The sequence below is a fragment of the Catenulispora acidiphila DSM 44928 genome (assembly GCF_000024025.1).
Classification (GTDB): Bacteria; Actinomycetota; Actinomycetes; order Streptomycetales; family Catenulisporaceae; genus Catenulispora; species Catenulispora acidiphila.
In genome coordinates this window covers 1-14,843 of the sequence record NC_013131.1, presented here as the reverse complement: position 1 = coordinate 14,843, position 14,843 = coordinate 1, and the positions used below count along the sequence as shown (strand labels likewise).

The following is a 14,843-nucleotide window of genomic DNA, read 5'->3' as shown; positions in this document are numbered from 1 at the left end:
GATGGCACACAAAAGCCGCGCATCAGCGGAAATGGCCACGTATTCATCAAGTCGAGTGAACCACCCCGCCACCCCGCATGGACCCACCAAGGCGGCGTCATGACTAGCTGCGTATCTGTCCTCCAGGAAAGGAGCAGCTTAAGCATGGTGAAGCGCACCATCGGAGCGATCGCCGGAGCAGCGGCACTCGCCGCAGCCCTCTCAGTGGCCGGCACCGGCACCGCCCTCGCCGCCACCGGCGGAGACCACCTGAACAAGGGCGACACGATGTACGCCAACGACGACATCCACAACCCCGCCGGCACCAAACTCGTCTTCCAGCCCGACGGCAACCTCGTGGAATACCGCTACGACGGCCACGTCTGCTGGGCCACCGGCACCAACGGCCGAGGCGGCACCCGCGTCACCTACCAGAACGACGGCAACCTGGTCATGTACGCCAGCACCGACGACTCCCGCCCCATCTGGGCCTCCGGCACCAGCGGCGACAACGGCCTCAACGTCAACATCAACGCCCGCGGCGAGATCTGGGTCGGCTACGACCAGCTCACGAACGCATGTGAGTAACCCCGCCGAGCACCACTGATCACCGAACTCGAAGCCCTGGACCACACGGCCCAGGGCTTCCACTCAAGCGCCGATATATAAGGTACAAACCCAATTTGCCCCACACCCGAACCTGCCCCACGATGGCCACCAATGAGCGCAGTCCAAATCGCAGGCTGTTCCGCCGCCGGCAAATCCGCCATAGCAACCGCACTAGCCCACCAAGGCCTAACCACCATCGACTCCGACGCCGACCCCCATCTCGCAAGGTTCGTCGATCCCCAAGGCACCATCGTGGCGCAACCACCACCAGCGCCAGACCTACCCTGGCTCGCCGAACACAGCTGGGCCTGGGACCCGAACCGCCTAGACGAACTGATCCAAACAGCAGCACCAGCAACGCTCTACGTCTGCGGCGGCGCGGACAATCAGCACGAGATGGCCAACCGCTTCACCCAAGTCTTCCTCCTGGAGATCGACGAACCCACAATGCTGGCACGCCTAGACGCACGCCGCGATTATCACGAGTGGGGCCACGTCGGAGACACCCGCGAGTATCTACGCCGAAAGCTCCCCATACTGCAGGACACCTTGCGCGCATCAGGCGCAATCGTCATCGACGCCAGACAGCCCCTCGACCAGGTGGTGGCCGCGGTACTGCGGTACACGCCGCCGATGGCGCCATTCTCTTTCTGACCCTCAGATATCGAGGGCCGAAAACCAAACAGCCTCGAACCTATATGGGTTCGAGGCTGTTCACCGGGGTGGGCCTAGGTGGACTTGAACCACCGACCTCCGCCTTATCAGGGCGGCGCGCTAACCAACTGTGCCATAGGCCCCGGTTGGTAACGTCGAGAAGCTTACCGTACGGGGGGCGGTGGCCCAAAACCGCTTTGGGGGGTGGGTTCAGGAGGCGGTGTCGTCGGCGAGGGTGACCTCTATGCCGCCTACGAGGGAGGAGCACATGTTGTAGAGGTAGGCGGCGAGGGTGGCTAGGGCGGTGAACAGGACGATGTTCACTACGCTCACGAGGGCTGTGAAGCTGAGGACCTTGCCGAAGGAGAGGACCGAGGTCAGGGTGACGCTGTTGGGCTGGTTCGCGGGGGCTACTGAGGCCAGGGTGTGGTTGATCGAGTCGAAGACGCCGAGGGCGTTGAGGGCTGACCACAGGAGGGCCGCGGCTACTACGGAGACGACGGCGAAGGCGATCGACAGGACGAAGGTCGTCTTCATCACCGACCAGGGGTCGACCTTCGCTACGCGCAGGCGGGCTTTGCGGCCGCGGGGGGCGGCGGCGGGTGCCTGCTGCTGCTGGTAGCGGGGTGCGCCTGTGGGGGCTCCGGCCGGGCTGTTCGGGCGCGCGCCCCAGCCGCCGCCGGCCTGCTGGCGGGTGCCCGCCTGGCCTTGAGCGGAATCCGATTGCTGATACGCCACAGTTCCCATGGTAGGCGCTTCCTTGCGCCTTCCCCCGGCACGACGTCCTCCGCCGTTGGAAAGCCGTCCGGCCAGACCGGACAGGCCGGCCGTGAGCGACGCGGCGGCGCCTGCCACTGCGGCGCTCGCGCCGGCGGCGGCTCCGGTAGAGGCGGCTCCGGTGGGGGCGATGGGGGCTGTGGGTGCGGCGCCAGGTGCGCCTGGGTTCGGGCCGGGGGCGCCGGGCATGCCTGGGGCGGTGCCGGGATGGCGGCCGGGAGCTTGCGCTGGGCCGGGACCGCCGGGCATGCCCTGGGCGCCATACGCGCTGGGGGCGCCGTGGGCGCCGGGAGCAGCGTGGGAGCCATGGGTGCCTTGGACCTGGCCGCCACCGGGAACGCCCGGAGCGCCGGGACCCCCCGGAACGCCCGGACCGTAACCGGGACCAGGCCCAGGACCAGGCCCAGGACCACCCGCTCCGCGCCCACCCTGCGGCGGCCCGTACCCGGGCGGCGGCTGGGTCGGCGGCGGCGCCTGCCGGTGCGCCCCGGGCGGCGCGGCGTCGGGAACAGAAGCGGCGCCGGGGCCGGACCCATAAGCGCGGGGTCCGCCACCGACGCCGTCGGGGTCGGTGCCGAGGCCGGGATCGGTCGTCGTCTCGCTACTCACCCGGCCAAGCTACCGTTCTCATGCTCCTAGGTCTCCCCGGCCCCGCTATTTTCCGTAGCCCGGACCATATGTTCGACTGACCTCAACACTGCTCCTCGCACATAACCGGACACGGAACGATACGAGGCCGACGTCCGGGCCGCGTCACGCACCGCCGAACGGGCGTCACCCGTCTGCGCGGTGTAGCGCGGCGCCTACGTCATTTTCCGCACCCGAAACGCCTAACGGCGGTACCGGTGTCATGCACCGGTACCGCCGTTAGGCGTTAGTCAGCCTTCGTCGGCCGAGTCAGTGGTCACTCCTCGCTGGAGGCCTCCGAGCCGTCCGACTCGTCAGAGCCCTCCGACTCGTCAATAACCTCAGAGCCTTCCGAAGCCTCGACCACCGCACCGTTCTCGCGAGCCTCGGCCACCACGTCGGCGCCCGCCGCCTCGGCCGGCGCGCCGGCCTCCTCGCCGAGCTCGTCCTCGACCTCGCCGGGGTCGCCGTTGCGCGCGATCGCGAGCACCGTGTCGCCCTTGCCGAGGTTGATCACCCGCACGCCCATGGTGTCGCGCGAGGTGGGCCGCACCTCCGACACCCGCGTCCGGATCACGCCGCCGGACAGCGTGATGGCCATGACCTCGTCGCCCTCGTCCACTACCGCGGCGCCGACCAGGCCGCCGCGCTCGTCGACGGTCTTGGCCGCGATCACGCCCAGGCCGCCGCGGCCGCGCAGCGGGAACATCTCCACCGCGGTCCGCTTGCCGTAGCCGCCGGAGGTCGCCGTGAACAGGAAGGTGTCCGGGCGGACCACGTCCATCGACAGCAGTTCGTCGTCCTCGCGGAAGCGCATGCCGATCACGCCCGAGGTGGCCCGGCCCATCGGCCGCAGCGCCTCGTCGGTCGCGGTGAAGCGCAGACCCTGCGCCTGCTTGGAGACCAGCAGCAGGTCGTCCTCGGGGGAGACCAGCTCGGCGGCGATCAGCTCGTCGTCCTCGCGCAGGTTGATCGCGATGACGCCGGCCGAGCGCGGCGAGTCGTAGTCCTTCAGCGGGGTCTTCTTGATCAGGCCGTTCTTGGTCGCCAGCACCAGATACGGCGTCTGCTCGTAGTCCCGCAGGTCGAGCACCTGGGCGATCTTCTCGTCCGGCAGGAACGCCAGCAGGTTCGCGACATGCTGGCCGCGCGCGTCGCGGGCCGTGTCCGGCAGCTCGTGCGCCTTGGCCCGGTACACCCGGCCCTTGTTCGTGAAGAACAGCAGCCAGTGGTGCGTCGTGGTGACGAAGAAGTGGTCGACGATGTCGTCCTGCTTCAGCTGCGCGCCCTTGACGCCCTTGCCGCCGCGCTTCTGCGAGCGGTACAGGTCCGTCCTGGTCCGCCGGGTGTAGCCGCCGCGGGTGATCGTGACGACCACGTCCTCCTCGGGGATCAGGTCCTCGATGGACATGTCGCCCTCGTAGGGCACCAGCTGCGAGCGGCGGTCGTCGCCGTACTTGTCGGAGATCGCCTGCAGCTCCTCCGAGACGATACGCCGCTGCCGCTCCGGCGACTCCAGGATCGCGGTGTAGTCCGCGATCTTGGCCATCAGCTCGTTGTGCTCGGCCTCGATCCGCTGCCGCTCCAGGGCGGCCAGCCGGCGCAGCTGCATCTCCAGGATCGCGTTGGCCTGGATCTCGTCGATGGTGAGCAGCTCGATCAGGCCGCTGCGCGCCTCGTCGACCGTGGGGGAGCGGCGGATCAGCGCCACCACCTCGTCGATCGCGTCCAGCGCTTTGAGCAGCCCGACCAGGATGTGTGCGCGCTCCTGGGCCTTGCGCAGGCGGAAGCGGGTGCGGCGCACGATCACGTCGATCTGGTGCGTGACCCAGTGCCGGATGAAGGCGTCCAGCGACAGCGTGCGCGGCACGTCGTCGACCAGCGCCAGCATGTTCGCGCCGAAGGAGTCCTGCAGCTGCGTGTGCTTGTAGAGGTTGTTCAGCACGACCTTGGCGACCGCGTCCCGCTTCAGGACGATCACCAGGCGCTGGCCGGTCCGGGAGGAGGACTCGTCGCGGACGTCGGCGATGCCGGCGACCTTGCCGTCCTTCACCAGCTCGGCGATCTTCAGCGCCAGGTTGTCGGGGTTCACCTGGTAGGGCAGCTCGGTGACCACCAGGCACATGCGCCCGTTGATCTCCTCGGTGTTCACCACCGCGCGCATGGTGATCGAGCCGCGGCCGGTCCGGTAGGCGTCCTCGATGCCGCGGCGGCCGACGATCAGCGCGCCGGTCGGGAAGTCCGGGCCCTTGATGCGCTCGATGAGCGCTTCCAGGAGTTCCTCGTTGGTCGCCTCGGGGTTCTGCAGGAACCACTGGACGCCGTCGTTGACCTCGCGCAGGTTGTGGCTCGGGATGTTGGTCGCCATGCCGACCGCGATGCCGGTCGAGCCGTTCACCAACAGGTTGGGGAAGCGCGCGGGCAGCACCACCGGCTCGGAGGAGCGGCCGTCGTAGTTGGGGCGGAAATCGACGGTGTCCTCGTCGATGTCCCGCACCATCTCCATGGCCAGCGGCGCCATCTTGCACTCGGTGTACCGCATGGCCGCGGCCGGGTCGTTGCCCGGGGAGCCGAAGTTGCCGTTGCCGTCGACCAGCACCATCCGCAGCGACCAGGGCTGCGCCAGACGGACCAGGGTGTCGTAGATCGGGGAGTCGCCGTGCGGGTGGTAGATACCCATGACTTCGCCGACGACGCGGGCGCACTTGTAGTAGCCCTTCTCCGGCCGGTAGCCGCCGTCGTACATCGCGTACAGGACGCGGCGGTGCACCGGCTTCAGGCCGTCCCGGACGTCGGGCAGCGCGCGGCCGACGATCACGCTCATCGCGTAATCCAGGTACGAGCGCTGCATCTCCGTCTGGAGGTCGACCGGGTCGATCCGGTCCCCCTGCGGCGTCTCGTCCACAGTTTCCGTGCTCAAAACTCGATCCTTCGCTGTCAAGGAGAGGTGGTGCTCTCGTCAGGTCTGTTCGCGGACGGGTGCGGACTCAGATGTCCAGGAACCTGACGTCCTTCGCGTTGCGCTGGATGAAGTTGCGGCGGGCCTCGACGTCCTCGCCCATCAGGACCGAGAACAGGTCGTCGGCCTGGGCCGCGTCGTCGAGCGTGACCTGGCGCAGGATGCGGTGCTCGCGGTCCATGGTGGTGATCCGCAGCTCCTCGGCGTTCATCTCGCCGAGGCCCTTGAAGCGCTGGACGGTCTCGTCCTTCCGCCGCTTGCCGGCCCCGACGCCGGCTTCCAGCAGCTGGTCGCGCTCGCGGTCGGAGTAGGCGTAGTTGAAGTCGTTGTTCGTCCACTTCACCTTGTACAGCGGCGGTGCGGCCAGGTACACGTGCCCGGCCTCGACCAGCGGCTTCATGAACCGGAACAGCAGCGTGAGAAGCAGGGTGTTGATGTGCGCGCCGTCGACGTCGGCGTCGGCCATCAGGATGATCTTGTGGTAGCGCAGCCGGCTGATGTCGAAGTCGTCGTGCACCCCGGTGCCCAGCGCCGAGATCAGCGCCTGGACCTCGGTGTTCTGCAGCACCTTGTCGATGCGCGCCTTCTCCACGTTCAGGATCTTGCCGCGGATCGGCAGGATGGCCTGGGTCATCGGGTCGCGCCCGGAGCGGGCCGAGCCGCCGGCGGAGTCACCCTCGACGATGAAGATCTCGGTCTTCGTCGGGTCGTTGGACTGGCAGTCGGACAGCTTGCCCGGCAGCGAGGAGGACTCCAGCAGACCCTTGCGGCGGGTGAGCTCGCGGGCCTTGCGCGCGGCCATGCGCGCGGTCGAGGCCTGGATCGTCTTGCGGATGACCTCGCGGGCCTCGTTCGGGTTCTCTTCCAGCCACTCGCCGAGCTTCTCGTAGACCAGGCGCTGCACGAACGTCTTGGCCTCGGGGTTGCCCAGCTTGTCCTTGGTCTGGCCCTCGAACTGCGGCTCGGCGAGCTTCACCGAGACGATGGTGGTCAAGCCCTCGCGGATGTCCTCGCCGGCGAGGTTGTCGTCCTTCTCCTTGAGCAGCTTCTGGTCGCGCGCGTACTTGTTGATCAGCGTCGTCAGCGCGGCGCGGAAGCCCTCTTCGTGGGTACCGCCGCCGTGCGTGTTGATGTTGTTGGCGAAGGTGTAGATCGACTCGGAGTACTGGCTGTTCCACTGCAGGGCGATCTCGGCGGCCAGGGTGCGGTCCTTGTCCTCGCCCTCGAAGTCGATGACGTTCGGGTGGACCGGCTCGCCCTTGCGGGAGTTGATGTGCCGCACGAAGTCGGCGATGCCGCCCTCGGCGTGGTACTTCACCGACCGCTGCTCGCCGTTCTCGTCGCGGAACTCCGGACGCTCGTCGGTCAGCGAGATCGTCAGCCCCTTGTTCAGGAAGGCCATCTCCTGGAAGCGGCGCGAGAGGGTCTCGAAGGAGTAGACCGTGGTCTCGAAGATGTCGACGTCGGCCCAGAAGATCGTGGAGGTGCCGGTGTCGGCGGCCGGGCCGCCCTTCTGCACCTCGGTCTCGGGCACGCCGTGCTTGTAGACCTGGTTCCACACGAAGCCGTCGGTGTGCACCTCGACCTCGACCCGGCTGGACAGCGCGTTCACCACCGAGACGCCGACGCCGTGCAGACCGCCGGAGACCTTGTAGCCGCCGTCGCCGAACTTGCCGCCGGCGTGCAGGATCGTCATCACGACTTCCAGCGCGGACTTGCCGGTCTTGGTGTTGATGCCGACCGGGATGCCGCGGCCGTTGTCGACGACCTTCACGCCGCCGTCGGCGAGCAGCCAGACCTCGATGGTGTCGGCGTAGCCGGCCATCGCCTCGTCCACGGAGTTGTCGACGATCTCGTACACCAGGTGGTGCAGGCCGCGCTCCCCGGTGGATCCGATGTACATGCCCGGCCGTTTCCGGACGGCTTCCAACCCCTCCAGGACACTGATGGAGTCAGCGTTATAGATGCCATCGAGGCTTGGGGTGCTACCCCCGGTCGGTTCTACGTCCGCCACGGCGCGCTGGCCCTTTCTCAGAACACGGCCCAACAGACACCGAGCGCGCCGTCACCAACCCACCTGACAGTCGCGGCCCGACGCGAGCCGCGAAGGGGAAGACTTACGAGCTTTATTCTACCCTGCCCGACTGACCAAAGTGGCCCTCATACGGCCCTGTGAGGCCGCGAGAGACATTTTTTGCCCGTCTTTGAAGTCCCCCCATACGAGGCGCCCTGTAAACGGCTCACGAGAGCGTCCGGCACGGTCTGAGGATGCGAGAGGGTGATTGTCACAGGTATGGACCTTTATGATCCGCCCTCGAGCAGCCGATCCGTGCGCGATGAGCAGGCGATCGGCGCTGATGAGACACGCGCGGACGCCGGGAGGGCCGGCGCGGGCGCCGACGGTACACCGCGAACCTAACGACCGGGGCGGTCCGGAACAAGGTCAAAAGACATGCAACCGGTGAGATCGGTCACTGTCCGCACCAAACCCACCGCCGCCTCAGCGGCGTCTCACGAGAGCCGCACAGCACCTAACGATGCCGCAGCGCCTAACCCATGCCGCACCGCGCCTCGCAGTCCTCAGCGACCGCCGGGTCCGACCACTTTCAGGGTCGCGATGGCGCCGGCGGCGTCCCGGCCGCCGTGGGCCGCGCGGGACGTCCCCAGCTCGGCGTTGAGCTTCGCGAGCAGCTGCGGCGCCAGCATGCGCAGCTCGGTGGCCCAGGCCGCGGAATCGGTGCGGACCATGAGGACGCCGTCGTGGAACTCCACCGGGGTGCAGTGCGCCGAGATGTGGCTGCCCACGATCTCGCCCCAGCGGCCCATCACGCCGCCGACCGCCGCCGGCACACTCCAGCCCCTGGCCTCGATCATCCTGGGGATCGCCGAGGACAGCAGCTGCGGATCGCGTTCGTCGGGACCGGATCCCGAGCGCTGGCCGGAGTTGCTGTTACGCCGGCGGTTGCCGCTCCACCCGGCGCCGTTGTCCTTGCCGCGGGCGCGTGCGGCGGCTAAAGCGGCGCGGGCCAGGTCGACGCCAGAGTCTTGAGGGTCACCGCCCTCGGCGCCGGAACCGTTGTCCACAGGCTGTGGATTCACGCCGCGCTCACCTGTCCGTCGGCGACCGTGAACTTCTGGCCGATCAGCTGCTCCGGCACGTCGGCGTCCACGGCCGCGGTGATGAGCACCTGGTCGGCGCCCGAGACACGCTCGGCCAGCCGGCGGCGGCGCTTGGCGTCGAGTTCGGCGAAGACGTCGTCGAGGATCAGGACCGGCTCGCCGCCGTCGGACCCGTCGGAGCGCAGCAGGTCGTATGCGGCCAAACGTAATGCCAGCGCGTACGACCAGGATTCGCCGTGGCTGGCGTAGCCGCGCGCCGGCATGTTGTCTCCGGAAGAGGAGGTCAGCTCCAGCACCATTTCGTCGCGGTGCGGACCGACCAGGGTGATGCCGCGGTCCAATTCGTTAGCGCGGGCCTCGCCGAGGGCGGTCATGAACTGTTCTGTCAGGGCCGCGGCGGTCGGATCGGGCTCGGCGGAGATCGTCGAGCGGTAGCCGATGCGCGTCTGGCCGCCCTCGGCGATCTCGACGTAACACTTGTCCACAAGGGGGGACAACGCCGAGATCAGCGCCAGGCGCGCGGCGACCAGTTCGGCGCCGGCCAGCGCCAGGTGGTGGTCCCAGGCGTCGAGCGTCGAGATGTTGGGACCGGAGGCCTTGTTACGCCGCGCCATCGCGGCCGTGCGCAGCAAAGTGTTCCGCTGCTTCAGCACTCTGTCGTAGTCGGCACGGACCCCGGCGAACCGCGGCCAGCGGGCGACGAGCAGTTCGTCCAGGAACCGGCGGCGCTCCCCCGGATCGCCCTTCACCAAGGCGAGGTCTTCTGGGGCGAACAGCACGGTCCGCAGCACGCCGAGCACCTCGCGCGGGCGCGGAACCGGGTTGCGGTTGAGCCGCGCGCGGTTCGCCCCGCCCGGGTTCAGCTCGATTTCCACAAGCTGTGTACGGCCTTCGCGCTCCACGTTCGCGCGCACTATGGCGCGCGGCGCGCCGAAGCGCACGAGCGGCTGGTCGGTGGCCACGCGGTGGCTGTCGAGCGTGGCGATGTAGCCGATCGCCTCGACCAGGTTGGTCTTCCCCTGCCCGTTGGGCCCGACGAACGCCGTGACGCCTCCCCCGAGCGCGACGTCGAGGGAGGCGTAGGAGCGGAAATCCGCCAGGGACAGATGCGTGACCCGCAATGGGGGTTCCTAACTCTCCTTCTTCACGGCGTGGCCGCCGAACTGGTTGCGCAGCGCGGCGATCGCCTTCATCTGCGGGGAGTCCTCCTGGCGCGAGGTGAAGCGCGCGTACAGCGAGGCGGTGATCGCCGGGGTCGGCACGGCCATGTCGATACCGGCCTCCACGGTCCAGCGGCCCTCGCCGGAGTCGTCGGCGTAGCCGCGGATGCCCGCCAGGTGCTCGTCGTCGTCCAGGGCGCGGACCAGCAGGTCCAGCAGCCAGGAGCGGATGACGGTGCCCTCCTGCCAGGAGCGGAAGACCTCGCGCACGTTGGTCACGTTCGGAGCGGCCTCCAGCAGCTCCCAGCCCTCGGCGTAGGACTGCATGATGCCGTACTCGATGCCGTTGTGGACCATCTTCGAGAAGTGGCCCGCGCCGACCCCGCCGGCGTGCACGAAGCCGCTGTCGCCGGCCGGCTTGAGGGCGTCGAAGACCGGCTGCACGCGGGCGATGTCGGCCTCGTCGCCGCCGACCATCAGGGCGTAGCCGTTCTGCAGGCCCCAGACGCCGCCCGAGACGCCGGCGTCGACGAAGGCGACACCCTGGGCCTTGAGGAGTTCGGCGTGCTTGATGTCCTCGGTCCAGCGCGAGTTGCCGCCGTCGATGACCATGTCGCCGGTGTGCAGCAGATCGGCCAGCTCGTTGACCGTGGCGTCGGTGGCCTCGCCGGCGGGGACCATGATCCAGATCACGCGCGGCGCCGCCAGCGTCTGGACGAGCTCCTTCAGCGAACCGACGTCGGCCAGCTTGGGGTCGCGGTCGTACCCGACGACGGTGTGCCCGGCCTGGCGGATGCGCTCGCGCATGTTGCCGCCCATCTTGCCCAGGCCCACAAGACCGATCTCCATGGTCTTCCCTCTGTTTCTTCCGTCACCTTCACCTGATCGTGTCAGAACCGACCTTACGGGGCCTGCGTGACGAGTGCTTTCCGGGTCAGCCCGCGGACTGACCAGGAACTCGGAGCGGCATCATCAGGTAACGGAATTCCTCCTGCGCCGGGGCGTCCAGCGCCGGGCGGCCCATGAGCACCGCGGGCTTGGAGGCGACGGTGAACGACAGCTGCGCGTACTGGGTGTCGATCACCTGCAGGCCGTCGAGCAGGAAGCTGGGATTGAACGAGACGCTGATGTCCTCGCCGTCCAGGACCGCGTCCATGGCCTCGGAGGCCTGCGCCTCGTCGCCCGCGCCGGCCTCCAGGGTGACCTCGCCCTGGGTGAAGGCCAGCTTGATCGGCGAGGTGCGGTCGGCCACCAGGGACACGCGCTTGGCGGCCTCCAGGAACGGCGCGGTCTCGACGGTCGCGGTGATGTTGTACTCGTTCGGGAACAGCGAGCGGTACTTCACGAACTCCCCGGACAGCAGGCGGGACGTCATCCGCCGCGAGCCCTTGGCCTTGCCGGAGGTACCTTCGCCGGACTCGAAACCGATCAGACCCTCGCCGGCGTCGCCGCCGGACAGCGCCAGGGAGACCCAGTCGCCGCCGGTGAGCGCCTTCGCGGTGTCCGACAGGACCTTGGAGGGGATCAGCGCGGTCGCGGACATGTCGTCCTGCTCCGGCTTCCACTGGAGCTCGCGGACGGCCAGCCGGAACCGGTCGGTGGCGACCAGGGTGATCTTCTCGCCCTCGATCTCCACGCGGATGCCGGTGAGCATCGGGATGGTGTCGTCGCGCCCGGCGGCGATGGCCACCTGGGAGACCGCCCCGGCCAGGCCGGAGGCGGTGACGGCGCCGGTCGCGGTCGGCATGGTCGGCAGCGCCGGGTAGTCCTCCACCGGCAGGGTCTGCAGGGTGAAGCGGCTGGATCCACAGCTGAGGAGAACTTTCGAGCCCTCGGTGGAGAACTCCACGGGGCGGTTCGGCAGCGACTTGGCGATGTCCGCCAGCAGCTTGCCGTGGATCAGGATCCGGCCCGGCTCGGTGACGTCGGCACCGATCTGGGCCCGGGAGGAGACCTCGTAGTCGAAGCCGGACAGCGTGACCGAGCCGTGGTCCTCGCCGCCTTCTCCCTCCACGGCCTCGAAGACCAGCCCGGCCAGGACCGGGGCCGCCGGGCGGCTGGGCAGGGACCGCGCAGTCCATGCCACGGCCTCGGAAAGGACGTCGCGCTCCACCCGGAACTTCACCGGACACCGCCTCCTGCTTGCTTGCTCGCTGCTCGTCGGAACCAGCGTCCCATCATGCCGTCTGCGACCCACAGGCTGTGAATCGGCGGCCGTGTCGGGAGGTTCCAGTGTGCCTGAAACGAGCCGGGGAAGGAGTGGAAACGGCGACAACGGGGGAAGGAGTGTCAGAGGGCCCTGAAAGAGTGAATCCGTCTTCGTCGCGGTGGGACGTCCGACGAGTGGGCCGCAGGTTTTCCACAGATGTGGGCCGAGACGATTCAAATCGGCCGACGTAGCTAACTGTTCTCGTAGTAGTAGTAGGGGCTGTGGATACTGTGGATAACCGGTCTTTGGGCAGCTCAGACCTATTTTGTTAGTCCACATTGCTTGTGTGTTCAGCTGTGGAAAACAATTCATCTCTGGGGATAACTCGCTGGTATCCACACGTCCACTCAGTTACGCACAGCGTTGTCCACAGGTTATCCCCAGTTTTCCCCCACGTTGTCCCCAGCCCGGCGCGATCGCCCGATCTGCCATGTGGGTGACATGTAGAACCTGAGGAACGTCAGGCCTCCGAACGTATTCGGCGACATCTCCTTAGCGACATAGAGCTTCGAAGCGGACATGCAGGACATTAGTCGACAAGGAGCTATGAAAGGTGGGAGGCGCGGGTTTTATCGATCTCCGGCGTGTCGTGTCGCGAGCGACGGCAGGACACACCAAGGGCCCGCACACGCGGCGGTGTGCGGGCCCTGAGAGGCGTAGAAGCAGGTCAGCCGGACTGTTTGATGCGGTTGGTGAGCTCGGTGACCTGGTTGAAGATGGCGCGGCGCTCGGGGAGCAGCGAGCGGATCTTGCGGTCGGCGTGCATGACCGTGGTGTGATCCCGGCCGCCGAACGCCTGCCCGATCTTGGGCAGTGACAGGTCGGTCAGCTCCCGACACAAATACATGGCGATCTGCCGGGCGGTCACCAGGATGCGGCTGCGGGAAGTCCCGCAGAGGTCCTCCATGGTGATCCCGAAATACATCGCGGTCTGCGCCATGATCGTCGAGACCGTGATCTCCGGACCGGCCGCGTCGGGCATCAGGTTCTTCAGGACGTCCTCGGCCAGCGACAAGTCGACAGGCGCCCGGTTCAGCGAGGCGAACGCGGTGACCCGGATCAGCGCGCCCTCCAGTTCGCGGATGTTGGTGGAGATCTTCGAGGCGATGAACTCCAGGACCTCCGGCGGCGCGTTCAGGCCTTCCTGCTGCGCCTTCTTGCGAAGGATCGCGATCCGCGTCTCCAACTCGGGCGGCTGGATGTCGGTGATCAGACCCCACTCGAACCGCGACCGAAGCCGGTCCTCCAGGGTGTTCAGCTGCTTGGGCGGCCGGTCGCTGGAGATGACGATCTGCTTGGAGGCGTTGTGGAGGGTGTTGAACGTGTGGAAGAACTCCTCCTGCGTCCCCTCCTTGTTCTCCAGGAACTGGATGTCGTCGACCATCAGGATGTCGACATCGCGGTAGCGCTTGCGCAGGTGGTTGCCCGCACCGTCGCGGATCGCGTTGATGAAGTCGTTGGTGAACTCCTCGGTCGACACGTAGCGCACGCGGGTGCCCGGATACAGGTTGCGCGCGTAGTGGCCGATCGCGTGGAGCAGGTGGGTCTTGCCCAGGCCGGAGTCGCCGTAGATGAACAGCGGGTTGTAGGCCTTGGCCGGCGCCTCGGCGACGGCGACCGCCGCGGCGTGCGCGAACCGGTTGCTGGAGCCGATGACGAAGGTCTCGAAGACGTATTTCTCATTGAGCTTGGCCTGCTGGGCCTTGGCGCCGTCGTCGGGCGTCGAGGAGCGTGCTCCGGGACGGCCTGTGGACAGCGACAGCGTGGCCGCTATCGGATCGTTCTCCTCGGGGGCGGGCTCGGAGACGCGCGGCGGGGGCAGGGCCATGCCGCCGAGTCCGGGACGGGGCACGTCGGGGGCGAAGGCCGGCGGATCGCTGTGGAAAGCCGCCGGGACCTGCAGTTCGGCGCCGGACTGCATCGCCGGCGGCGGCGTCCAGTGCGCCGGGGGCGGAGCGAGCTGCTGGATGACCGGGGCGGGCGGCGCGACCGGGCCGGCCGCGGCCGGCGCCGGGGTGTTCTCCATGATCTTGTCGACGAACAGGCTGAACTTGATGTCCGGGCCGAACATAGCGGCCAGATGGGTGGTCAGCATCGGCTCGAGCCGCTGCTCCAGATAGTTCTTGGAGAAGTCGTCCGGGACGGCGAGCACGATCGTGTCGCCGATCACGGTCCGGGCCTCCGGGATCATCAGGAAGGCCTGTTCGCTCTTGGTCAGCGAGCTGTCGGACTCCACGCGGGCGCGGAAGTGGGACCACAGGGCGATGGCGTCGCCAGGGGCGGCCGGCGGGTGCGGGACCGGGGTGTAGCCTTGCGGGTCGGACACGGCCTGCGGCTCCATTCTGTGCTGTCGGCCCTGGTGGTACCGGCGGGCCGGCATCACGTTTCCCACAGGCTTTCCACAGGTCGTGCCCCGAGAGGGTGTACAGCTGTGGATAATGCCGGGCGTGGCCGCGTCGGTCGTCGTATCTGTCGTTTTCACAGGTCCCGCGCTTGTCGCGGCGGTGCGGGCCTCACAAAATGCCGCACACCGACAGTGGCGGCGGTCCGGCCGACGGTAGCGGGTGGCCCCGGTTATCCACAAGTACGGAGGTCCTGTGGATAATAGGGCTCAGCGCTACCCTCGCGGCCCGGTCCACCTCGGGTTTGACCCTTCCGGGTGGCGCCACGTACCGTAAGCAGGTCGAGAAGTCGATTGCCGATGCCGCGCGTCTGTGCGCGAGAACCCTGTTGGCGCACTTCAGACAGA

10 protein-coding genes and 1 tRNA gene are annotated in these 14,843 nt (G+C 67.9%); 2 read left to right on the top strand and 9 right to left on the bottom strand.

The features are described 5' to 3' along the window. Positions 1–144 precede the first annotated feature (144 nt). Positions 145–567, top strand: a complete 423-nt coding sequence (locus tag CACI_RS44810) for a Curculin domain-containing protein (mannose-binding) lectin (protein WP_012784260.1) — start codon at positions 145–147, stop codon at positions 565–567. 132 nt (positions 568–699) lie between these two features. Then, positions 700–1,242: a nucleoside/nucleotide kinase family protein gene (locus CACI_RS49460; RefSeq protein WP_012784259.1), complete on the top strand. Its 543-nt coding sequence runs from the start codon at positions 700–702 to the stop codon at positions 1,240–1,242. 69 nt (positions 1,243–1,311) lie between these two features. Here the strand turns inward: CACI_RS49460 and CACI_RS00045 are convergent. The 9 genes from CACI_RS00045 to dnaA all read right to left on the bottom strand — a co-directional run bounded on the left by CACI_RS00045 (position 1,312) and on the right by dnaA (position 14,474). Then, positions 1,312–1,385: transfer RNA gene (locus CACI_RS00045), tRNA-Ile, on the bottom strand. A 67-nt stretch (positions 1,386–1,452) separates the two neighbouring features. Next, entirely contained in the window at positions 1,453–1,989 is a 537-nt protein-coding gene (locus CACI_RS50895) for a DUF3566 domain-containing protein (protein WP_012784258.1), read from the bottom strand. Between the two features lie 934 nt (positions 1,990–2,923). After that, positions 2,924–5,497 carry a DNA gyrase subunit A gene (gene gyrA / locus CACI_RS00035; RefSeq protein WP_143765664.1) on the bottom strand — a complete coding sequence of 858 codons (2,574 nt, stop codon included), beginning with the start codon at positions 5,495–5,497 and terminating at the stop codon, positions 2,924–2,926. 136 nt (positions 5,498–5,633) lie between these two features. Beyond that, positions 5,634–7,619 (bottom strand): DNA topoisomerase (ATP-hydrolyzing) subunit B, encoded by a 1,986-nt coding sequence (gene gyrB, locus CACI_RS00030; RefSeq protein ID WP_012784256.1) that lies wholly within the window; start codon positions 7,617–7,619, stop codon positions 5,634–5,636. Positions 7,620–8,185: 566 nt separating this feature from the next. Further along, positions 8,186–8,704 carry a DUF721 domain-containing protein gene (locus CACI_RS00025; RefSeq protein WP_012784255.1) on the bottom strand — a complete coding sequence of 173 codons (519 nt, stop codon included), beginning with the start codon at positions 8,702–8,704 and terminating at the stop codon, positions 8,186–8,188. Then, on the bottom strand, positions 8,701–9,846 hold the full coding sequence (gene recF, locus CACI_RS00020; RefSeq protein ID WP_012784254.1) for a DNA replication/repair protein RecF: 1,146 nt from the start codon (positions 9,844–9,846) through the stop codon (positions 8,701–8,703). Before recF ends, CACI_RS00025 begins: the two co-directional genes overlap by 4 nt. A gap of 9 nt (positions 9,847–9,855) precedes the next feature. After that, complete coding sequence (gene gnd, locus CACI_RS00015) at positions 9,856–10,734, bottom strand: phosphogluconate dehydrogenase (NAD(+)-dependent, decarboxylating) (RefSeq protein ID WP_012784253.1); 879 nt, start codon at positions 10,732–10,734, stop codon at positions 9,856–9,858. Between the two features lie 85 nt (positions 10,735–10,819). Continuing rightward, positions 10,820–12,010, bottom strand: coding sequence for a DNA polymerase III subunit beta (dnaN, locus tag CACI_RS00010; protein WP_012784252.1), 1,191 nt, complete (start codon positions 12,008–12,010; stop codon positions 10,820–10,822). A gap of 751 nt (positions 12,011–12,761) precedes the next feature. After that, positions 12,762–14,474 carry a chromosomal replication initiator protein DnaA gene (dnaA, locus tag CACI_RS00005; protein WP_012784251.1) on the bottom strand — a complete coding sequence of 571 codons (1,713 nt, stop codon included), beginning with the start codon at positions 14,472–14,474 and terminating at the stop codon, positions 12,762–12,764. Positions 14,475–14,843: the final 369 nt, after the last annotated feature.